At 71.4% G+C, this 19,745-nt stretch carries 20 protein-coding genes; 11 read left to right on the top strand and 9 right to left on the bottom strand.

What is annotated here, in order from left to right; all coding sequences use genetic code 11:
- Window positions 1–50: 50 nt before the first annotated feature.
- The 3 genes from AC0665_RS25480 to AC0665_RS25470 all read left to right on the top strand — a co-directional run bounded on the left by AC0665_RS25480 (window position 51) and on the right by AC0665_RS25470 (window position 1,123).
- On the top strand, window positions 51–167 hold the full coding sequence (locus AC0665_RS25480) for an SGM_5486 family transporter-associated protein (RefSeq protein ID WP_468410769.1): 117 nt from the start codon (window positions 51–53) through the stop codon (window positions 165–167).
- A 165-nt stretch (window positions 168–332) separates the two neighbouring features.
- A complete protein-coding gene (locus AC0665_RS25475; RefSeq protein ID WP_468410767.1) occupies window positions 333–539 on the top strand; it encodes a hypothetical protein in 207 nt (68 codons plus the stop codon).
- Between the two features lie 65 nt (window positions 540–604).
- The gene (locus AC0665_RS25470; protein ID WP_478705841.1) at window positions 605–1,123 is read left to right on the top strand and encodes a SixA phosphatase family protein; all 519 of its coding nucleotides are present in this window, start codon (window positions 605–607) and stop codon (window positions 1,121–1,123) included.
- Between the two features lie 59 nt (window positions 1,124–1,182).
- Here the strand turns inward: AC0665_RS25470 and serB are convergent, their stop codons facing one another.
- Window positions 1,183–2,409, bottom strand: a complete 1,227-nt coding sequence (serB, locus tag AC0665_RS25465) for a phosphoserine phosphatase SerB (protein WP_468410765.1) — start codon at window positions 2,407–2,409, stop codon at window positions 1,183–1,185.
- A 130-nt stretch (window positions 2,410–2,539) separates the two neighbouring features.
- Entirely contained in the window at window positions 2,540–4,786 is a 2,247-nt protein-coding gene (locus AC0665_RS25460; RefSeq protein WP_478705840.1) for a streptophobe family protein, read from the bottom strand.
- Window positions 4,787–5,027: 241 nt separating this feature from the next.
- Between AC0665_RS25460 and AC0665_RS25455 the strand changes: the two genes are divergently transcribed.
- The gene (locus AC0665_RS25455) at window positions 5,028–7,571 is read left to right on the top strand and encodes an ABC transporter ATP-binding protein/permease (protein ID WP_468410761.1); all 2,544 of its coding nucleotides are present in this window, start codon (window positions 5,028–5,030) and stop codon (window positions 7,569–7,571) included.
- A gap of 97 nt (window positions 7,572–7,668) precedes the next feature.
- Here the strand turns inward: AC0665_RS25455 and AC0665_RS25450 are convergent, their stop codons facing one another.
- The 3 genes from AC0665_RS25450 to AC0665_RS25440 form a co-directional block, all read right to left on the bottom strand.
- On the bottom strand, window positions 7,669–8,397 hold the full coding sequence (locus tag AC0665_RS25450) for a transglycosylase SLT domain-containing protein (protein ID WP_478606887.1): 729 nt from the start codon (window positions 8,395–8,397) through the stop codon (window positions 7,669–7,671).
- Between the two features lie 341 nt (window positions 8,398–8,738).
- Window positions 8,739–9,782 carry an S-adenosylmethionine:tRNA ribosyltransferase-isomerase gene (locus AC0665_RS25445; protein ID WP_478705839.1) on the bottom strand — a complete coding sequence of 348 codons (1,044 nt, stop codon included), beginning with the start codon at window positions 9,780–9,782 and terminating at the stop codon, window positions 8,739–8,741.
- Window positions 9,779–10,477 carry an SDR family NAD(P)-dependent oxidoreductase gene (locus AC0665_RS25440; RefSeq protein WP_478705838.1) on the bottom strand — a complete coding sequence of 233 codons (699 nt, stop codon included), beginning with the start codon at window positions 10,475–10,477 and terminating at the stop codon, window positions 9,779–9,781. Before AC0665_RS25440 ends, AC0665_RS25445 begins: the two co-directional genes overlap by 4 nt.
- Before the next feature lie 236 nt (window positions 10,478–10,713).
- Between AC0665_RS25440 and AC0665_RS25435 the strand changes: the two genes are divergently transcribed.
- From AC0665_RS25435 to AC0665_RS25425, 3 genes are all read left to right on the top strand, one after another.
- Entirely contained in the window at window positions 10,714–11,859 is a 1,146-nt protein-coding gene (locus tag AC0665_RS25435; protein ID WP_468410754.1) for a GAF domain-containing sensor histidine kinase, read from the top strand.
- Window positions 11,852–12,493, top strand: coding sequence for a response regulator transcription factor (locus AC0665_RS25430; RefSeq protein ID WP_361309345.1), 642 nt, complete (start codon window positions 11,852–11,854; stop codon window positions 12,491–12,493). The genes AC0665_RS25435 and AC0665_RS25430 overlap by 8 nt, the downstream gene beginning before the upstream one ends.
- A 156-nt stretch (window positions 12,494–12,649) precedes the next feature.
- Window positions 12,650–12,892: a chaplin gene (locus AC0665_RS25425; protein WP_030852293.1), complete on the top strand. Its 243-nt coding sequence runs from the start codon at window positions 12,650–12,652 to the stop codon at window positions 12,890–12,892.
- Between the two features lie 121 nt (window positions 12,893–13,013).
- On the opposite strand, the gene AC0665_RS25420 is transcribed toward AC0665_RS25425, so the two are convergent.
- Window positions 13,014–13,799 carry a hypothetical protein gene (locus AC0665_RS25420; protein WP_478705837.1) on the bottom strand — a complete coding sequence of 262 codons (786 nt, stop codon included), beginning with the start codon at window positions 13,797–13,799 and terminating at the stop codon, window positions 13,014–13,016.
- Between the two features lie 161 nt (window positions 13,800–13,960).
- Here AC0665_RS25420 and AC0665_RS25415 point away from each other — a divergent pair, with 161 nt between their 5' ends.
- From AC0665_RS25415 to AC0665_RS25405, 3 genes are all read left to right on the top strand, one after another.
- The gene (locus AC0665_RS25415; protein WP_478606876.1) at window positions 13,961–14,758 is read left to right on the top strand and encodes an ABC transporter ATP-binding protein; all 798 of its coding nucleotides are present in this window, start codon (window positions 13,961–13,963) and stop codon (window positions 14,756–14,758) included.
- Window positions 14,759–14,852: 94 nt separating this feature from the next.
- Window positions 14,853–15,284 (top strand): NfeD family protein, encoded by a 432-nt coding sequence (locus AC0665_RS25410; protein WP_363121510.1) that lies wholly within the window; start codon window positions 14,853–14,855, stop codon window positions 15,282–15,284.
- A 132-nt stretch (window positions 15,285–15,416) separates the two neighbouring features.
- Window positions 15,417–16,373 carry an SPFH domain-containing protein gene (locus tag AC0665_RS25405; protein ID WP_363121509.1) on the top strand — a complete coding sequence of 319 codons (957 nt, stop codon included), beginning with the start codon at window positions 15,417–15,419 and terminating at the stop codon, window positions 16,371–16,373.
- 145 nt (window positions 16,374–16,518) lie between these two features.
- Here AC0665_RS25405 and AC0665_RS25400 read toward each other — a convergent pair whose 3' ends face one another.
- The 3 genes from AC0665_RS25400 to AC0665_RS25390 form a co-directional block, all read right to left on the bottom strand.
- A complete protein-coding gene (locus AC0665_RS25400; protein WP_363121508.1) occupies window positions 16,519–17,025 on the bottom strand; it encodes an HNH endonuclease in 507 nt (168 codons plus the stop codon).
- A 210-nt stretch (window positions 17,026–17,235) separates the two neighbouring features.
- Complete coding sequence (locus tag AC0665_RS25395) at window positions 17,236–17,775, bottom strand: YbhB/YbcL family Raf kinase inhibitor-like protein (protein ID WP_468410745.1); 540 nt, start codon at window positions 17,773–17,775, stop codon at window positions 17,236–17,238.
- Between the two features lie 40 nt (window positions 17,776–17,815).
- The gene (locus AC0665_RS25390) at window positions 17,816–18,598 is read right to left on the bottom strand and encodes a sporulation protein (protein WP_468410743.1); all 783 of its coding nucleotides are present in this window, start codon (window positions 18,596–18,598) and stop codon (window positions 17,816–17,818) included.
- Window positions 18,599–18,744: 146 nt separating this feature from the next.
- On the opposite strand from AC0665_RS25390, the gene AC0665_RS25385 reads away from it, so the two are divergent.
- Window positions 18,745–19,386, top strand: a complete 642-nt coding sequence (locus AC0665_RS25385; protein WP_468410741.1) for a DNA-3-methyladenine glycosylase — start codon at window positions 18,745–18,747, stop codon at window positions 19,384–19,386.
- Window positions 19,387–19,745: the final 359 nt, after the last annotated feature.

Raw genomic sequence — 19,745 nt, 5'->3', positions numbered from 1 at the left:
CGCCTCACCCCGGGGCGTGCGGCGCGCACCGGGAGTGGGACACTTGCCCCATGCCAGTGCTCGACCCGAATCCCCAGCACGGTCAGAAGAAGATGCTGCTCGTCTTCGGCGCCTTCTTCGCGATCTTCCTCGTCATCGCCGTCATCGCGACCCTCGCCTCGCCATGACCCGCGGACGCGCGACCCGGGGTGGGGCCAGCCCCCCTGTCCCCTAGGGGGCCAGGGTCAGGGTCAAGTGGGTGGATCACCGGATGGGTCGGCAGCCGCGGATTCCGTAGCGTCGAGTGTGTGGCCGCGAGACGGTCACCGACCACTCGGAGAGCGGAGGCACCCATGTCGGCCCCTACGCACACCCGGCTCCACCCGGCCACCCAAGCCGGTGCCGCCGGCCGGCTGCCCTGGTGGGCTCTCGCCCTGCCCGTGCTCGCCTTCACCGCGCTGCTCGCCCTGATCCTGAACCCGTCCGGCGCCCACGCGGCCACCGGCGACCCCGCGATCACCCAGCTCTTCGAGCGTCTTCAGCAGCTGACAGCCCGCTGACCACGGCCGAAGCCGACGGTCAACTCCCTGCGCCCGATGGCGTGTTTCATGCGAAGCTGGATCTCATGAGCGTCGCAGAACCCCACAGGATTGTCCTCTTCCGCCATGCGAAAGCCGACTGGCCGCAGGTGAACGATCACGAGCGTCCGCTCGCCGACCGGGGCCGCATGGACGCGGCGGAGGCCGGACGCAGGCTGGCCGATACCGGCATCGCCTTCGACCTGGCCCTGTGCTCCACCGCGGTGCGCACCCGGGAGACCTGGAAGCTCGCCGTCCAGGAGTTCCCGCAGCGGCCGAAAACCGTCTACGAGGAGCGGATCTACGAGGCCTCTCCGGGCGAGCTGATCGCCCTGCTCAACGAGACCTCCGACGACGCCCGGAACATCCTCGTGATCGGGCACAACCCGGGCATCCAGGGTCTCGCCGAGGTCCTGGCGGGCTCCGGCGAGGACGAGGCCCGGGAGCGGATGGTCCGCCGGGGTTTCCCGGCCGCCGCCTTCGCCGTGCTGTCGTTCACCGGCGCGTGGAAGGGCCTGGAGCCGGGCGTGGCCACGCTGCGGGACTACTGGGCGCCTGCCGAGTGACGGCCCCCGTCTGACAAGGGGCCCGGCGCCGGTATGGCGCCGGGCCCCTTCCGCACGCTTCAGCCGATGTCGAGGATGTCCGCCGCCTCGACCTCTTCGCGCGTGATGCCCAGCAGGTACAGGACGGTGTCCAGGAAGGGGAAGTTCACCGCGGCGTGCGCGGCCTCGCGCACCACCGGCTTGGCGTTGAAGGCGACCCCCAGCCCGGCCGCGTTCAGCATGTCCAGGTCGTTCGCGCCGTCACCGATCGCCACGGTCTGCGACAGCGGCACACCCGCCTCCGCGGCGAACCGGCGCAGCAGCCGGGCCTTGCCCGCCCGGTCGACGATCTCGCCGGTGACCCTGCCCGTCAGCCGGCCGTCGACGATCTCCAGGGTGTTGGCATGGGCGAAGTCCAGCCCGAGCCGCTCCTTCAGATCGTCGGTGACCTGGGTGAAACCGCCCGAGACGACACCGACCTGGTAGCCGAGCCGCTTCAGCGTACGGATCAGGGTGCGGGCGCCGGGCGTCAGCCGCACCTCGCTGCGCACCTTGTCCACGACCGAGGCGTCCAGCCCCTCCAGCAGTGCCACGCGCGCGTGCAGGGACTGCTCGAAGTCCAGCTCCCCGCGCATCGCGGCGGCCGTCACCTCGGCGACCTTGTCCTCGCAGCCGGCGTGCGCGGCGAACAGCTCGATGACCTCGTCCTGGATCAGCGTCGAGTCGACGTCCATGACGACCAGGCGCTGCGCGCGCCGGTACAGACCGGCGGCGACGACCGCCACGTCGATGCCGAGTCTGGCCGCGTCCGTCACCAGGGCGGTGCGCAGCGGCTCGGTCTCCACGCCGGAGACGGCGAACTCGACGGCGGTCACGGGGTACTTGGCGAGCCGGAAGATACGGTCGATGTTGCCACCGGTCTGCGTGATCCGCGCGGCGATCGCGGCCGTCGCCTCGGCGGTGAGCGGGTGCCCGAGCACGGTGACCAGGGAGCGGCCCAGCCCGCGCGGGCGGTTGTCGCCGCGGCCGGAGATGATCTCCGCCTGCATCTTCATCGACTCCGCCCAGCTGTGGACGGTCGCCCGCAGGTCGCCTTCGAGCCCGGGCGGCGGCTCGGTCACGAGCGCGCACAGCACCATCCGGCCACGGGTGACGACCTGCTCGATGTCGACGACGTCGACCGAGTAGGCGGCGAGGGTGTCGAAGAGACCGGCGGTGATGCCGGGCCTGTCCTTGCCGAAGATCTTCACCAGGAGGGTGGGGACGTCGGCAGGGAGGTCGGATGGCGAGGTCTGCGAAGCGCTCATGGTGGTTCCACCGTATCCGGCGGGCAGGGCGCACCGCCCTCCAGGTCCGTCTGGCGGACAGCGAACTCTGGAGGTCCTGCCGGTGACGCGAACCTGACGCACCGGTACTGCGTCCCGGCCCCGTAGGCGGTCACCTCCCACCCCGCGGTTTCCGCGGCGGCGGGGGAGGGGGCGGCGGAGGCGGCGGCCCGTCGTCCGGCCGCGCGGGCGGCCCGTTGCCGTCCCTGGACCCGGCCCCCTGGCGCGGACCGCGTGGCGGCGGCGGCTTGACCGGCCGCACGACGGTGGGAGCGGCGTAGAGGTCGCGAGGGGCGGGGGGCCCGTCGTCCGGCGGTGCGGCGGGCTGGGGCTCGGCCGCCGTGCCTGCGTCCTCCGGCACCCTGAGGTAGGGGTTGGTGCCCGGGTCGGGCGGCCGGTACGGGGTGCCCGGCGTGTACGGCCCGGCCTCCGCACGGCGCGCAGCCTGCCCGGCCCCGGCGTCAGACCCACCCCCCACCGCCTCGCCCTGCCCTGGCCGCGTCGACCCGGCTCCCTGTCCGTGTCCTGCGGGTCCGGAGCCGTCGCTCCAGGCTTGGGTCTGCCCGGAGGGGGCGTTCTCTGCGGGTTGCTGCATGGCGTCGCGGGGTCCAGGCCGTCCCTGCCCGGCCCCGTGGCCGTGTCCGGCGGGTCCGGAGCCGTCGTTCCAGGTCTGGGGTTGCCCGGAGGAGGCGTTGTCTGCGGGCGGCTGCATGGCATTGCCAGGTCCAGGCCGTCCCTGCCCGGCTCCCTGGCCGTGTCCTGCGGGTCCGGAGCCGCCGCCCCAGGCCTGGGCCTGTCCTGAGGCGGCGTTGTCTCCGGGCCGCTGCATGGCGTCGCCGGGGCCGGGCCAGCTCCGCCCGGCGCCCTCACCCTGCCCGGCCCCCTCGGTGGCCTCGCCTCCGTGCGGCTGCCCGGGGCCACCCCTCCACGCCCCCGTGCCGAGCCCGGCACCGCCCGCACCGCCCGCACCCCCGCCGGCCCCCCGAGCCATCGCCGTGGCGTGGCGGCCCGCCGCTCCGCAGGCCCATGCGAGGCCCGCCCCCGCGGCTCCGGCCCCCGCGCCCCACACCGCGCCCAGCAGGAAGGCCATGGCGAGGTGGCCGTGCAGGGCGAGGCCCGCGCCGAACGCGTCGAAGCCGAGGACGGACAGGGAGGCGGTCACCGAGACGTCCGTCAGCCAGGCCAGCAACGGCAGGGTGAGCGCGGTCGCGGTCCCCAGCCGCAGCGCACACCGCCCCGCGAAGCGAACCCCGCCCGGCTCTTCCCCGACCGGCGTCCGGACCCCGGTCAGCACCCCCGCGAGCAGCATCATCGAGGCCGCCGCCACCCCCAGCAGCCACACCCGGCCGTCCAGCTCGGCCAGCCGGCCCAGGGTCACCGGCCGGTCGCCCCCGGCACCGAGCAGGTCGTCCAGCGGGTCCGGCAGGAAGCGGGTGAGTTCGCCCGTCGCATGCCCGTCCCACGGCACGAGAAGGCCGATCGGGATGCCGAGCCACACCCCGTTCGGCGCCCCGAGCAGTGCCGCGCCGGCGATGCGCCGGGGATGGTCGTCGCCGACCGCCGCGTACGCCGCCGCGGCGAACCCCGCCGCCACCGCGACCGACAGCACGGTCACCACCGCCGACACGGCCGGCCGCACGACCCGGTGCACGGCCTCCCAGCCCGGCGGCAGCGGCGTACGGCGCGAGGCCAGCAGGGCGATGACGAGGACGCCGGTCGACCAGCCGAGCCCGCCGAGCAGCGTGGGGGCGGTGTCGACCGTGAAGCCGACCGCGGCCCGCGCGTCGACCAGGCCGCCGAGCCGGCCCGGCAGCAGCCCCCCGATGTCCCCGAGCCCCGGTACCTCGACGCCCCCGCTGCCGCTGGTCACGTCGTCCAGCCCCAGCGACCCCCCGTCGATCGTGATGACATCGTGTCCCGCCCACGCCAGCCCGCCCAGCATCGCCACGAACAGCGCCACCACCACCCCGGCCCGCGCGGCGAGTTCGGCCGGTGAGATCACAACTCCCGCCGCCCGCAAGGACCGTAGGAAGAAGAACGCCAGCAGCACCGCCCCGACCAGGCTCACTCCCAATGGCGTGATCTCGATGGCCGTGTCCGCCTCCGCACCCGTCAGGCCGAACGCCGACACATCACCGGACGGCGTCACCGACCCACCCGCCCCCAGAGCCACCACCGCCGCCGTCATCGGCCCCAGCGAGCCGGCCGCATCGGCCTCCAGCAGCCGCAGGCCCAGCGCCGCCGTCCCCGCCATCCCGATCAACGCCCAGCTCACGGCGGCCACGGCGGACATCAGCACGTCCCCCCACGGCACCCGCGTGCCGTCCCTCACCGTCTCGGCCCCTGCGGCAGCACTCATGGCAGACCCCCCGATCCGCTGCGCGGCGGGAACACCGGGCATGTCCCCCTCGAGTCGAAATACCACTCTCCGGCCCGATTTCAACCCCGTCAACGGAATCGGCCGAAGCGTCCGAACGCGGTCCGCACAAGGCCCGACTTTCGGTCAGAGGCCAGCTCCTGAAATAGTTCCCCCCGATGTTCGACATCCCTAGACTCCCCATGCCGGGGGTAAATCGGGGGACAACTCAGTGGGGCATGGAGTGCCGGAACTCGTACTGGAATCAAACGGACGTACCTGGACGCTCGATCCGTCCAGGGCATACACCCTCGGACGTGATCCGCAGGGCGACGTCGTCTTCGACGACGCCAGGGTCTCCTGGCGTCACGCCACCATCAGCTTCAACGGCCGCAGTTGGGTCATCGAGGACCACGGAAGCACCAACGGCACGTTCGTGCAGGGGCAGCGCATCCATCACCTGGAGCTCGGTCCCGGCTCGGCCGTCAACCTGGGCAACGCGACCGACGGCCCGCGCCTGAACCTGTCCGGGGCCGACGCCGCGGCCTCCGTCGCCACGCCGCAGGCCCAGCCCCAGCAGCAGCCGTACGCGGCGCAGGGGGCGAACCCCGGCTGGGCCCAGCAGGCCCCGGCCCAGCAGCCGCCGCAGCAACAGCCGCAGCAGCAGGCCCCGCAGGCCGGCTGGCAGCAGCCGCAGCAGGCCGCGGCGCACATCCCGCAGCAGCAGGGTCCCGGTGGTGTCGCGGGGGCGCCGCCGGTCTACGGTGACCGCAGCCCGACCACGTTCCACCAGTTCTCCCTCGGCCGCGTGATGCGCATCGGCCGTGCCCTGGAGAACGAGCTGGTCGTCTCCGACCTCCAGGTCTCCCGGCACCACGCCGAGTTCCACGCCACGCCCGACGGCCGCATGGAGATCCGCGACCTCGGCTCCCACAACGGCACGTACGTCAACGGCCAGCCGATCGCCAAGGGCGGCTCGCAGCTGCTCGGCCCGGCCGACGTCGTCGGCGTCGGTCACTCGACGTTCCGCATCGTCGGCGACCGGCTCGAGGAGTTCGTCGACACCGGTGAGGTGTCCTTCTCCGCCCGCCACCTGACCGTCACGGTCGACGGCGGCAAGCAGATCCTCAAGGACGTCTCCTTCGGCGTCCCGGAGAAGTCGCTGATCGCGGTCATCGGCCCGTCCGGCTCCGGCAAGTCGACCCTGCTCAAGGCGCTCACGGGCTACCGCCCGGCCAACCAGGGCGAGGTGCTCTACGACAACCGGAACCTCTACAAGCAGTTCGCCGAGCTGCGCCAGCGCATCGGTCTGGTCCCGCAGGACGACATCCTGCACAAGGAGCTGACCGTCAAGAAGGCCCTCAAGTACGCGGCCAAGCTGCGCTTCCCGGCCGACACCACGGGCGCCGAGCGCGAGGCCCGCATCGACGAGGTGCTGCGCGAGCTCAAGCTCGACATCCACAAGGACAAGAAGGTCACGTCCCTGTCCGGCGGCCAGCGCAAGCGCGTCTCGGTCGCCCTGGAGCTGCTGACCAAGCCGTCGCTGATCTTCCTGGACGAGCCGACCTCCGGCCTCGACCCGGGCATGGACCGTGACGTCATGCAGCTGCTGCGCGGCCTGGCCGACGACGGCCGTACGGTCCTCGTCGTGACCCACTCGGTGGCCGAGCTGGCGATCTGCGACAAGCTGCTGGTGATGGCGCCGGGCGGCTCGGTCGCCTACTTCGGGCCGCCCGAGGAGGCGCTGAACTTCTTCGGCTACGACACCTGGGCCGATGTCTTCTCCGCCTTCGAGAACTACCGCGACTACGACTGGGCGGGCCGCTGGAAGGGTTCGCAGCACTACCAGATGTACGCCGCGGACATCGACGCGGTCGCGCCGCAGTCCGTACAGGTTCCGCCCATGCAGGCGATGAAGCCGCCGAAGCCGCAGGGCTGGATGTCCCAGTTCGTCACGCTGGTCCGGCGCTACGTCTCGGTGATCGCGTCCGACAAGGGCTTCCTGGCGCTGATGGTGATCCTGCCGGCCGTGCTCGGCGCGGTCAGCCTGCTCATCGACGCGGACAAGGGGCTGCTGCCCAACCCCGTCAACCCGCAGACCGGCCGGATCATCCCGAACGGCACCGCGACGACGGTCCTGCTGATCCTCGCGGTCGGCGCCTGCTTCGCCGGCGCCGCGAACTCGGTCCGCGAGCTGATCAAGGAACGGGTCATCTACGAGCGGGAGCGCGCCACCGGCCTGTCCCGCTCGGCGTACCTGATGTCGAAGGTGTTCGTGCTCGGCATGATCACCGTGCTCCAGGGCCTGCTGGTCGGCGTCATCGGCTTCTCCAGCCGCGAGATCCCCGAGGAGGGGCTCGTCTTCGGCAGCGCCACGCTGCTGGAACTGTCGGTGCCGATCATGGCGCTCGGCTTCACCTCGATGATGTTCGGCCTGATCATCTCCTCGCTGGTGAAGACCGCCGAGAAGACCATGCCGCTGCTGGTGATGTTCGCCATCATCCAGGTCGTCTTCACCGGCTGCCTGTTCACGCTGCACGGCTCGATCGGCGTCAACCAGTTCTCGTTCCTGATGCCTTCGCGCTGGGCGGTCGCCGCCTCCGGCGCCACGCTGGACTTCAACAAGATCAGCCCGCCCGAGACGGCCGGCGACACCGACCCGCTGTGGGAGCACACGGCCGGGGCCTGGGCCATGGACATGGGCGCGCTCCTCGTCCTCGGCGTGATCTGCGGCTTCTTCGTGGCCCGCTTCCTGCGCCGCCACGAGCCCGAGGTCATGCGCAAGTAGTCGCGGCCCCTCGTCACCACGCCCGAAGGGCGGCACCCCGTCAGGAGGGTGCCGCCCTTCGGCGTTCGTCCAGCTGTCAGAGAGGTCCGCGCCGACCTCAGTACGCGCTGTTGACGTTGTCCATCGAGCCGTACTTGTCGGCCGCGTAGTTGCAGGCGGCGGTGATGTTGGCTACCGGGTCGTAGATGTCCCAGGAGGTACCGGGGACGTGCCAGTGCGCGAAGGTCGGCGGGATGACCTGGAGCAGGCCCTTGGACGGGATGCCGTTGATGGCGTTGATGTCCCAGTTGTTGATCGCCTTCGGGTTGCCCGAGGACTCCCGCATGATGTTGCGGTGGATGCCGTCGTAGGACGCAGGGATGTCGTGCTTCTTCAGGATGGCGAGGGACTCGCGGATCCAGCCGTCCAGGTTGTTCGGGTAGCTCTTGACGGCGGCCTTCTTGACCTCGGCGCGCTTGGCGGCGCGGCTCGCGGCCTCCTTGGCCTTGCGCGCGGCCTCGGCCTTCTTCTTCGCCGCCTCGGCGGCGGCCCTCTTCTTGGCGGCGGCCGCGGCGTCGGCCTTCTTCTTCGCCGCGATCTGCTCGGCCTTCAGGCTGGCGCCGGCCATCTGGTCCGTGACGCTCGCCTTGACGTCCTTGATCTGCTGGTTGCTGAACGCCACCGCAGCCGGCTGAGCGGCCTCGGTCGTGGTCGTCGTCGAGGCGCCGCTCGGCACCGCGGAGAACCCGATGGCGGCGGCGCCGAGAGTGGCGACACCGGCCATGGCGATCTTGTGGTGACGGGTCAGGCTACGACTCTGAACACGGCTGAAGATGTTCTTGGGCATGCTGCGTGGACCTCTTCGAATAGCGCGGGAGTCGCTCGGCGTCCGGCGTTGGACTCGGTGTGTTTCCGACACGAACGCCGCGGAGGTGAACCCACGGCGCTGAGCGACGTCAGCAATTCTTAGCGGCCGCAAAATGGCGTGGCAAAGGTGTGACGTACGAAAGAAGATAGTGGTCAGGGAGGGGCAAAACGGGGCAGTTTGGACTGTCTGGGCCGCTCAAGAGGTGCGGCTTTGTCTCCTATGCACTTTCGTACGTGACGTGCGCCCTATGCGCGGGCTCACATCGCACCCCCTGCGTTTTCACTGCCCGTTGCACAAGCGATGCTCTATGTGAGGGGCCTTCAGCGCAGGACGAGGTGCACGTCCCCGAACTCGTGCCACAGGTACCGGCCCTGGAGCGCGGCCTCGTATCCCCGCTCGATCGCCACCTGCCCCGCGACCGCCTCCAGCATCAGCAGATGCGAGGCCTCCGGCTCGTGCAGCCCGGTCAGCAGCCCGTCCACCACCCGCACCCCGCGCTCCGGCGTGACGACGAGATCCGTCCACCCCGCACACGCGCGCACGGCCCCGTCGGCTCCCGCCGCCGACTCCACCGCCCGCACCGCCGTCGTCCCGACCGCCACGACCCGGCCCCCGCCGGCCCGCGCGGCGTTGATCAGCCGCGCGGACGCCCCGGGCACCGCGAAACGCTCCGGGTACGGCGGCTCGTGCGCCTCCGCCGAGGCCACCCCCGTGTGCAGCGTGACCGGCGCGAACTGCACCCCGCGGCTCACCAGCTCCGCCACCAGCCGCGCCGTGAAGGGCCGCGCCGCGCTCGGCATCTCCGCACTGCCCGTCCCGTCCGCCGACGGCAGCGCGAACACCGTCTGATAGGCGGACAGCGGCTGGTCCCGCTCCGTATAGGCGTAGCGGATGGGCCGCCCGTGCTCTCGCAGCAGTTCCGGGATCCCCGGCCCCGACACCCGCGCCCACCACAGCCGCTCGCCCCGCTCGCTCAGCGGCTCCTCCAGAACCAGCCGTACGCCGCCCGGCAGGCACACCTGACTGCCCGCGGGCCCGCCCGCACGCGCGCGCGTGGTGCCCCGCCCGTCGGGCTCCCGCAGCTCCACCGCCCAGCGGCCGTCGTCCCCGCGCGTGGAGAAGTGCACCACCACGCGCGCGTGCCCGGTCCGTCCGTCCACGGCCGCCGCCAGCGTGGACGAGGTGTTGACCACGAGCAGGTCCCCGGCCCGCAGCAGCAGCGGCAGCTCCGTGAACATGTGATGCGCCACCTCGGCGCCCCGCGACACCAGCATCCGCACGGCGTCCCGCTCCAGCCCCGGGCCCCGCTGCTCGACCGGCACCCGCGCCGACAGCTCCTCCGGCACCCGCACCGCCAGGCTCATCGGGCCCCGTCCAGCAGGGCCGCGGCCCCGTACCGCCCGCTCACCGGACGCTCGTCCAGCAGCCGCAGGAACGCCGGCACCACCGTGGCCGGCCCGGGCCGCGGCTCCCGGTCGTCCGGCACGGCCGCCGCGTACAGGTCCGTCGCCATGTCCCCGGGATCCACCGCCCACACCCGCAGCCCGGGCTCCTCCACGGCGAGCACCGCCGCCAGCTGGTCCAGCGCCGCCTTGGACGCCCCGTACCCGCCCCACGTCTCGTACGCCTCGGCGGCCGCGTCCGAGCTGACCGTGACGACGCTGCCCGCCCGCGCGGCCCGCAACAGCGGCAACGCCTCCTGGACCAGACCCAGCCCCGCCACCAGGTTCACCTCCAGCGCCCGGCGCAGCCCCTCCAGAGGCAACTCCGCCAGCCGCACCAGCGGCTCGGCGCCCAGCGCGCTCGCGTTGTGCACCAGCAGGTCCACACCGCCCAGCCGCCAGGCCGCCGCCACCAGCTCCGCCCGGTGCGAGGCGTCCGTGACGTCCCCCGGCAGGGCACTCACGCGCGTGCCGTGCGCCGAGACCGCCTCGGCCGTCTGTGCCAGGGCCTTGGCACCCCTGGCGTCGAGCACAAGGTCCCAGCCCCGCCCGGCCAGGGCCTCGGCCAGCGCCCGGCCCAGGCCCTTCGAGGCCCCCGTGATGATCGCAACCGGCATGATCGGCTCCCTCCACCTGATCGAATTGCCCTCACCGTAGGAACGGGGCCTCCCGCGACGCCTCCGACCCGGGCCGCGATCCGCCCGTCCCTTCGCCCTACGCCGGGGGCCCGGCGCCCGCGGACCTACACCCCGCCGTCCGGCGGCCTCGGCCTCGGGACCTAGGCCCACCGACCGGGTGCCGGGCGGCCACCGGCCCGATCCGCCCCGTCACAGCCCGCCGGTACCGTGAGGACATGAGTCACGGTCCCCGGTCCGGCCTCGCCGCGGTGAGTTCCGCGCTGCTGGCCATGAGCAGACATCTCGAAGTGCGCGACGTCCTCAAGACGATCGTCGCCTCGGCCCGCGAGCTGCTCGACGCGCAGTACGCCGCGCTCGGTGTCCCGGACGACCACGGCGGCTTCGCCCAGTTCGTCGTCGACGGCGTCAGCGAGGAGCAGTGGAAGGCCATCGGCCCCCTCCCGCGCCAGCACGGCATCCTCGCCGCGATGCTGCACGAGGCCAGGGCCGAGCGCCTCGCGGACGTCCGCAAGGACCCCCGCTTCGAGGGCTGGCCGAAGGCCCACCCGGACCTGGTCGACTTCCTCGGGCTGCCCATCCGCGACGGCGACGAGGTCATCGGCGCCCTGTTCCTCGCCAACAAGAACTGCCCGAAACCGGACGGCGGTTGCGGCTTCACGGCGGACGACGAGGAACTGCTCGGCATCCTCGCCCAGCACGCCGCGATCGCCCTCACCAACGCCCGCCTCTACGAGCGCAGCCGAGAACTGACCATCGCCGAGGAGCGCTCCCGGCTCGCCCACGAACTGCACGACGCGGTCAGCCAGAAGCTGTTCTCGCTGCGCCTGACCGCCCAGGCCGCGGCCCGCCTGGTGGACCGCGACCCCTCCCGCGCCAAGGGCGAACTCCAGCAGGTGGCGGTCCTCGCCGCCGAAGCCGCCGACGAACTGCGCGCCGCGGTCGTCGAGTTGCGCCCCGCCGCCCTCGACGAGGACGGCCTCGTGGCGACCCTCCGGACACAGATCCAGGTCCTCGACCGCGCCCACAGCGCCCGCGTCACCTTCGCGGGCCACGGCGTGAAGGCCCTGCCCGCCTCCCAGGAGGAGGCCGTCCTGCGCGTCGCCCAGGAAGCCCTGCACAACGCCCTGCGGCACTCCGGCGCCGACCACGTCGACGTGACCCTGGAGCGCCGCGGCGGTGGAGCCGTCCTGCGGGTCACCGACGACGGCGGCGGCTTCGACCCGAGTGCGGTCCGCCGCGCCGGCCGCCACCTCGGCCTGGTCTCGATGCGGGACCGGGCGAGCGGCGCCGGCGGCACGCTGAGCGTGGAATCGGCGCCCGGCAAGGGCACCGTGATCGAGATGGAGGTCCCCGGTGGCTGACGCAATCAAGGTACTGCTCGTCGACGACCACCAGGTCGTCCGCCGGGGCCTGCGCACCTTCCTCGAAGTGCAGGACGACATCGAGGTCGTCGGCGAGGCGGCGGACGGCGCCGAAGGCGTCGACCGGGCCGAGGAGCTGCGGCCCGACGTCATCCTCATGGACGTCAAGATGCCGGGCATGGACGGCGTCGACGCCCTGCGCAGACTCCGCGAGCTCGACAACCCCGCGCGCGTGCTGGTCGTCACCAGCTTCACCGAACAGCGCACGGTGGTCCCGGCCCTGCGCGCCGGTGCCGCCGGATACGTCTACAAGGACGTCGACCCCGACGCCCTCGCCGGAGCCATCCGCTCGGTCCACGCCGGGCACATCCTCCTCCAGCCGGAGGTCGCCGGCGCCCTGCTCGCGCAGGAGGAGACCAACTCGGGCACCGGGCGGGCCGGTTCACTCACCGAGCGGGAGCGCGAGGTCCTCGGCCTCATAGCGGACGGACGCTCCAACCGGGAGATCGCCCGGGCGCTCGTCCTCTCCGAGAAGACGGTCAAGACCCACGTCTCGAACATCCTCATGAAACTCGACCTGGCCGACCGCACCCAGGCCGCCCTGTGGGCCGTCCGCCATGGCGTGACCGGCTGACACGCTCACCCCGGGGCAACCCGGAAGGTTGCGTTCCGGACCGAGATTCATACTGTCGTGGGAACGTCCCCCGGATGGCGCAACCTCAGTGGATCTCCGCCGTTCTCCAGTGCGTGCCGCGGCGCCTGCCGCGGTAATCGCTAGGAGGGCTCAGAAGTGAAGAACCTGAAGAAGGCAGCGGCCGTGACGATGGTGACGGGTGGCCTGCTGGCCGCCGGCGCGGGCATGGCCTCCGCCACCAGCGCGCACGCCGACGGCCAGGCCGTGGGCTCCCCGGGTGTCGGCTCGGGCAACGTCGTCCAGGCCCCGGTGCACGTCCCGGTCAACGTGTCCGGCAACAGCGTGAACGTCGTGGGCATCCTGAACCCGGCCTTCGGCAACCTCGCCGTCAACCACTGACGCACCACCTCCGTCTCCGAGCCGGAGGTGAAACCGGCCTCCCGGTCCTGCCCGGGAGGCCGGTCCGCTCAGCTGCGGGCAGTCGTGCCACCCGCGTTACCCGGGCACCCCGAGAAGCCGGTCACCGCACCCCCCGCTCCCGTTCCTCCACAACGGAGTTGTACGCCGCGACCTGCGCCCGCCGAGCCGTCCGCTCCACCGGCCGCAACGCCTCCCGCCGTGCGGAGATCTCGGACGCACTCACCGCGCCCCCGTGCCCGCTCTCCGTCGCCACGGCGATCAGCGCCCCCACCCGCTGCGCCAGCTCCAGCACCCGTACCGCCCGCGGCGGATACCCCGGTGCCAGCACCTCGCGCCCCCGCTCGGCCCGCGCCCGGTACGCGTCGACCGCCGCCTCCGCCACCGGCCCCGACCCGGCCACGTCCAGCCGCGTCAGCACCTCCGCGGCATCCCGCAGGGCCTCCGCCAGCTCCCGCTCCGCCTCGCCCAGCGACGGCACATCCGCGGGCGGCGCCTCGCGTACGGGGAGCACGTGCCACACCACCTCGACCCGCACCCCCACAGGTCCGGCCTCGTACACGTCGGGCACCAGCCCGTAGGCGGCCCCGTGACAGACCACCGCCTCCTCGGCCTCCAGCGCCCGGGCGTTGAACTCCGGCGGCCCGCTCAGCCCCAGCGGATGCCCCGGCGCGGGCAGCGCCACCCTCAGTCCGGACACCCCGAGCGTCCGCAGCCGCCCCAGCGCGAGGGTCAGCCCGACCTGCCCCGGCTCACCCGGCAGCCCCTCCACCCGGTGCACCGCGTCCTCGCCGACAACGGCCTGCACCGCGTCATCCGGAGAGACATGTCCGGCCAAAAGGGCATTTCCCCAAGCTGCGAGACGTCCAGCACGTGGTTCCGAGAGCATGCCCCCAGCCTAGGACCCTCCAAGGACCGGACCGAGGGAATGTCCGGACCGACCGGTGGCGTAGATTTCATGGAGGGCTGCGCCCACCGGCGCGGCGGACCGAGCCACAGGCTTACGCGACAGCCGAGACCGGCCACACTGCAAGGGGAGACAACGCGCTCATGAGCGATGTTCTGGAGCTTCAGGACGTATCCGTGGTCCGTGAGGGCCGGGCTCTGGTGGACCAGGTCTCCTGGTCGGTCAAGGAGGGCGAGCGCTGGGTCATCCTCGGCCCGAACGGCGCCGGCAAGACCACCCTCCTGAACCTCGCTTCCACCTACCTCTACCCCAGCTCGGGCACCGCCACCATCCTCGGCGAGCCCCTCGGCAGGCCCGGCACCGACGTCTTCGAACTGCGTCCCCGCATCGGCATGGCCGGCATCGCCATGACCGAGAAGCTCCCCAAGCGCCAGACGGTCCTGCAGACGGTCCTCACCGCCGCCTACGGCATGACGGCCACCTGGCACGAGGACTACGAGGACATCGACGAGCAGCGCGCCCGCGCCTTCCTCGACCGCCTCGGCATGAGCGAGTACCTGGACCGCAGGTTCGGCACGCTCTCCGAGGGCGAGCGCAAGCGCACCCTGATCGCCCGCGCCCTGATGACCGACCCCGAACTGCTCCTGCTCGACGAGCCCGCCGCCGGCCTCGACCTCGGCGGCCGCGAGGACCTCGTCCGCCGCCTCGGCCGCCTCGCCCTCGACCCGATCGCCCCCTCGATGCTCATGGTCACCCACCATGTCGAGGAGATCCCCCCGGGCTTCACCCACGTCCTCATGATCCGCCAGGGCAAGGTCCTGGCCGCCGGCCCGCTGGAGCTCGAACTCACCTCCCGCAACCTCTCCCTCTGCTTCGGCCTCCCGCTCGTCGTCGAACAGTCGGGCGACCGCTGGACCGCGCAGGGCCTCCCGCTCTCCTGAACCCGCCGCCACCGAGCAAAGCCCGGCACGAGGACGGGATTTCGCACCACGGGCGCCCTGTCGGCGACGGGGCCCGCGGACCTACCATGACCATGTGGAAATCGACGCATGGCTGTGGTGGCTGATCGGCGCGGCGGCGCTCGGCATCGCGCTCGTGGTCACCGCGATGCCCGAACTCGCGATGCTGGCGGTGGGCGCCGTCGCCGCGGCGGTGGTCACCGGCGTCTTCGGCGGCGGAGCGGTCGCCCAGGTCGTGGTCTTCGCCGCCATCTCCACCGCGGGCATCGCGGTGGTACGGCCCATCGCGAACCGGCACCGCGCCCAACGGCCCCAACTCGCCACCGGCGTGGACGCGTTGAAAGGCAGACAAGCCGTCGTCCTGGAACGCGTCGACGCCGGCGGCGGCCGCATCAAACTGGCCGGAGAGGTCTGGTCGGCCCGCGCCCTCGACACCGGCCGCGCCTACGAAGTGGGCCAGGAAGTCGACGTCGTGGACATCGAAGGAGCCACCGCGATCGTGATGTGACCTCGCAGGACGTAACTGGAGTGAACTCCTCGCCAGCTACGCGACGGTCTGTCAGACTCGACCAGCAAGATCTTCGACAACCATAAGATCTGCCGAAGACGCCGCAGCGGAGAAGGGACACGGGGAACGACGATGGAACCGGTCATCATCGTCCTGATCATTCTGGTGGTGTTGGTCTTCATCGCCCTGATCAAGACGATCCAAGTCATCCCACAGGCCAGTGCGGCCATCGTCGAGCGCTTCGGGCGCTACACGCGGACACTCAACGCGGGCCTCAACATCGTCGTCCCGTTCATCGACACCATCCGCAACCGCATCGACCTGCGCGAACAGGTCGTGCCGTTCCCGCCGCAGCCGGTGATCACCCAGGACAACCTGGTCGTCAACATCGACACCGTCATCTACTACCAGGTGACCGACGCCCGCGCCGCGACCTACGAGGTCGCCAGCTACATCCAGGCGATCGAGCAGCTCACCGTCACCACGCTCCGCAACATCATCGGCGGCATGGACCTGGAGCGGACCCTGACCTCCCGCGAGGAGATCAACGCGGCCCTGCGCGGCGTCCTCGACGAGGCCACCGGCAAGTGGGGCATCCGCGTCAACCGCGTCGAACTCAAGGCGATCGAGCCGCCCACCTCCATCCAGGACTCGATGGAGAAGCAGATGCGCGCCGACCGTGACAAGCGCGCCGCGATCCTCCAGGCCGAAGGTGTGCGGCAGTCCGAGATCCTGCGCGCCGAAGGTGAGAAGCAGTCCCAGATCCTGCGCGCCGAGGGTGAGGCCAAGGCCGCCGCCCTGCGCGCCGAGGGCGAGGCCCAGGCCGTCCGCACGGTCTTCGAGGCCATCCACGCCGGAGACCCGGACCAGAAGCTCCTCTCCTACCAGTACCTCCAGATGCTCCCGAAGATCGCCGAGGGAGACGCCAACAAGCTCTGGATCGTCCCCAGCGAGATCGGCGACGCCCTCAAGGGCCTGTCCGGCGCCATGGGCAACTTCGGCGGCATGGGCGGCGGTGGCGGCAACGGCGGCGCGTCCTCCGGCGGCGTCCCCGCCCAGGAACGCCGCGAGAAGCCGTCCATCGACTGACGCGCCCCCACCACGCGACGTTCCCCGCGCCCCTGCTTCACAGGGATCGCGGGGAACCGCGTTTCAGGGGCGCGGGCAACCGCGCGGACCGCGGACCGGCACATCAACCGTCAGCCGAGGACGACCAGGTCCCACCGGCGACGGGTCACGCGGCGTCCAGTGCCAGCCAGTCCGGCAGCGCCGCGAAGTCCTCACGGCCCAGCGCCAGCAGCATCGCATCAGCCGGAGTCGGCTCGAACGGCTGCCGCAGCAACGGCATCCCCGCCTCCTCCGGAGTCCGGTTCGCCTTGCGGTGATTGTCCTGCGCACACGAGGCCACCGTGTTCAGCCACGTGTCCTGACCACCCTGCGACCGCGGCACCACGTGGTCCACGGTCGTCGCCCGCCTCCCGCAGTACGCGCACCGGTGCCGGTCCCGGACCAGCACACCCCGCCGCGACCACGGAGCTCGTCTTCGGAACGGCACCCGCACGTATTGGCAGAGCCTGATCACGCGCGGCGCCGGTATGTCGACCGCGGCCCCCCTCATCCGCAGTTCGGGGTGGGACTGCTCGACGACGGCCTTGTCCTGAAGCACCAGAACGACGGCTCGGTTCAGCGTCACCGTCGACAGCGGCTCGAAGCTCGCGTTCAGTACCAGCGTGTCCCGCATACCAGCCCACCTCCCGTGTGCACCGGCCCACCCCCTGGCGGGCTGGGATCAACTCTGGCCGGGCACGCCGAGATGGACAACGCAATATCTGCTGCTCCCACGGGGGGCAACCCCCGCGACCCCCGGCAACAAAAATGCCCGCTCCTGATCAATTCCAAGACCAGGAGCGGGCAAACGTCCCGTGAACACCGGGATCGTCCGGCGGGTGGTTCAGCCTTCGGCGGGCACCTCGTACTCGCCGATCAGCTGGGCCCGCCCGATCGTGTGGAACCGCAGGTTGAAGCCGACCACGGCCGGCGACGCGTCCGCGTCCGGACCGAGCTTGTCCTGGTCCACGGCGTAGACCGTGAACACATACCGGTGCGGTCCGTCCCCGGGCGGCGGGGCGGCTCCGCCGAACTCCTTGTCGCCGTAGTCGTTACGAGCGTGGATCGCGCCTTCCGGCAGACCCTCGAACGAGCCGCTGCCCGCACCCACCGGCAACTCGGTCACCGACGCCGGGATGTCGAACAGCACCCAGTGCCAGAACCCGCTGCCCGTCGGGGCGTCGGGGTCGTAGCACGTCACGGCGAAGCTCTTGGTCTCGGGCGGGAAGCCCTCCCACCGCAGCTGCGGCGAGGTGTTGCCGGCCGCTTGGACCTGAGCGTCCTTGAGCGTCGCGCCTTCCGTGACGTCCTCGCTCGTCACCGTGAACGACGCGACGGGCGGATGGAAGTCGTGGGGGAGCGGCCGCCGCTTGAGCTCGGTCACCTCGGTACCTCCTGATCGTTTCTTGCAGTCGCCTCCGAGCCTAGAACCAGTTGCGCTTGCTGCCGACCTCCGACAGCCACTGGTTGAGGTACGCGGCCCAGTCGGTGCCCTGGTAGTCGTTCAGACCCACCTGGAAGGACCGGAAGGTGTCACTGCTCTCGCTGAACAGTCCGGGCTTCTTGTCCATCTCCAGCACCACGTCCATGGCGTTCTGGTCGGCCACGAAGCTCAGCTCGACCTGGTTCAGCCCGCGGTACTGCTGCGGCGGGTAGAACTCGATCTCCTGGTAGAACGGCAGCCGCTGCCGCGTACCGCGGATCACACCGCGCTCCATGTCCGCGTTCTTGAACCGGAAGCCCAGCTGGATGAACGCGTCGAGGATCGCCTTCTGCGCCGGCAGCGGATGCACGCTGACCGGGTCCAGGTCGCCGGAGTCCACCGCACGCGCGATCTCCAGCTCGGTCGACACCCCGATGTTCATGCCGCGCAGCGCCTGACCGTCGATCGTCGTGATCGGGGTCTCCCACGGGATCTCGAGCCCGAACTGCACGGCGTGCACCGCGCCCGCCTGAAGCTCGAACGCACCGCCCAGCCGCGACTTCGTGAATTCGATGTCCTGCTTGTACTCCTGGTCGCCGCTCTCCACCTCGACCTTGGCCTGCAGCCCGACCGAGAGCCCCTCGATCTGCTGATTGACGGAGCCGCCCTGGATCCGCACCTCACCCTGGACGACGCCGCCCGGGACGACGTTGACCTCGTGCAGCACCGTCTCTACCGAAGCCCCGCCGGCCCCCAGGCTCGCGAGCAGCTTCTTGAACGCCATGTCTCTCCCTCTCGCCCACTACGGGTGGATCCCTGATCCCTGTAAACGCGATCCGGCCGTGGCCGGTTCCACTTCCCTCACCCTGGCAAGGCGGGTGCCCGCGGGCCACCCCGCCGCACCGCGCGTCTCCAGTACCCTCGGACGGCATGATCGCGACCCCCGACCGTACGCCCCTGCCCAGGAACTTCTTCGACCGGCCCGTCCTCGAGGTCGCCCCCGACCTCCTCGGCCGCATCCTGGTCCGCACCACCCCGGACGGTCCGATCGCCCTCCGCCTCACCGAGGTCGAGGCCTACGACGGTGAGAACGACCCCGGCTCCCACGCGTACCGCGGCCGTACGGCCCGCAACAGCGTGATGTTCGGCCCGCCCGGTCATGTGTACGTCTACTTCACCTATGGCATGTGGTTCTGCATGAACCTGGTCTGCGGCCCCGAGGGAAAGTCGAGCGCGGTCCTGCTCCGTGCCGGCGAGATCATCGAGGGCGCCGAGCTGGCCCGCACCCGTCGGCTCTCGGCCCGCAACGACAAGGAACTGGCCAAAGGACCGGCCCGTCTCGCCACGGCCCTGAACGTGGACCGCTCCCTGGACGGCACGGACGCGTGCACGACCGAGGACACCCCGCTCCGCATGCTGACCGGCACGCCCGTGCCCTCCGACCAGGTACTCAACGGCCCGCGCACGGGGGTCGGCGGTGACGGGGCCGTGCACCCCTGGCGCTTCTGGGTCGCCAACGACCCGACCGTGAGCCCGTATCGAGCCCATGTCCCGAGGCGCCGCCGAAGTTGACGTGCCCTGCGGGGGTGCGTAATGTAGTCCGAGCCGTTGAGCCGGGTATGGCGTTCGCCAGCAACCGGAAGCGGCCAAACCAACTACCTAGCGACTCCCCTCAGCAGGGGCGAATTCGGCGTGCTCGCATGCCTGAATTCGACGCCGACAGACTCGATTATGAGTTGGACGGGGAATCCGCTAACGTAGTGAATGTCGAAAGGCCGACGAGCGAAAGCCCGGGCCGAACGGCAAATCCCGCCGACAGGGAATCGGATCGAAAAGGATCTGATAGAGTCGGAAACGCAAGACCGAAGGGAAGCCCGGAGGAAAGCCCGAGAGGGTGAGTACAAAGGAAGCGACCGTTCCTTGAGAACTCA

The organism is Streptomyces sp. NPDC043685, from assembly GCF_056436585.1.
This window is presented reverse-complemented; position numbering and strand designations above follow the sequence as displayed.

What these genes read in the sequence shown, in the direction of transcription:
- AC0665_RS25450 (WP_478606887.1), bottom strand. Translation starts at nt 8,397, where the DNA reads ATGCCCAAGAACATCTTCAGCCGTGTTCAGAGTCGTAGCCTGACCCGT.
- AC0665_RS25420 (WP_478705837.1), bottom strand. Translation starts at nt 13,799, where the DNA reads ATGCTCTCGGAACCACGTGCTGGACGTCTCGCAGCTTGGGGAAATGCC.
- AC0665_RS25480 (WP_468410769.1), top strand. Translation starts at nt 51, where the DNA reads ATGCCAGTGCTCGACCCGAATCCCCAGCACGGTCAGAAGAAGATGCTG.
- AC0665_RS25460 (WP_478705840.1), bottom strand. Translation starts at nt 4,786, where the DNA reads ATGAGTGCTGCCGCAGGGGCCGAGACGGTGAGGGACGGCACGCGGGTG.
- AC0665_RS25415 (WP_478606876.1), top strand. Translation starts at nt 13,961, where the DNA reads ATGAGCGATGTTCTGGAGCTTCAGGACGTATCCGTGGTCCGTGAGGGC.
- AC0665_RS25405 (WP_363121509.1), top strand. Translation starts at nt 15,417, where the DNA reads ATGGAACCGGTCATCATCGTCCTGATCATTCTGGTGGTGTTGGTCTTC.
- AC0665_RS25390 (WP_468410743.1), bottom strand. Translation starts at nt 18,598, where the DNA reads ATGGCGTTCAAGAAGCTGCTCGCGAGCCTGGGGGCCGGCGGGGCTTCG.
- AC0665_RS25475 (WP_468410767.1), top strand. Translation starts at nt 333, where the DNA reads ATGTCGGCCCCTACGCACACCCGGCTCCACCCGGCCACCCAAGCCGGT.
- AC0665_RS25435 (WP_468410754.1), top strand. Translation starts at nt 10,714, where the DNA reads ATGAGTCACGGTCCCCGGTCCGGCCTCGCCGCGGTGAGTTCCGCGCTG.
- AC0665_RS25445 (WP_478705839.1), bottom strand. Translation starts at nt 9,782, where the DNA reads ATGAGCCTGGCGGTGCGGGTGCCGGAGGAGCTGTCGGCGCGGGTGCCG.
- AC0665_RS25440 (WP_478705838.1), bottom strand. Translation starts at nt 10,477, where the DNA reads ATGCCGGTTGCGATCATCACGGGGGCCTCGAAGGGCCTGGGCCGGGCG.
- AC0665_RS25470 (WP_478705841.1), top strand. Translation starts at nt 605, where the DNA reads ATGAGCGTCGCAGAACCCCACAGGATTGTCCTCTTCCGCCATGCGAAA.
- serB (WP_468410765.1), bottom strand. Translation starts at nt 2,409, where the DNA reads ATGAGCGCTTCGCAGACCTCGCCATCCGACCTCCCTGCCGACGTCCCC.
- AC0665_RS25385 (WP_468410741.1), top strand. Translation starts at nt 18,745, where the DNA reads ATGATCGCGACCCCCGACCGTACGCCCCTGCCCAGGAACTTCTTCGAC.
- AC0665_RS25400 (WP_363121508.1), bottom strand. Translation starts at nt 17,025, where the DNA reads ATGCGGGACACGCTGGTACTGAACGCGAGCTTCGAGCCGCTGTCGACG.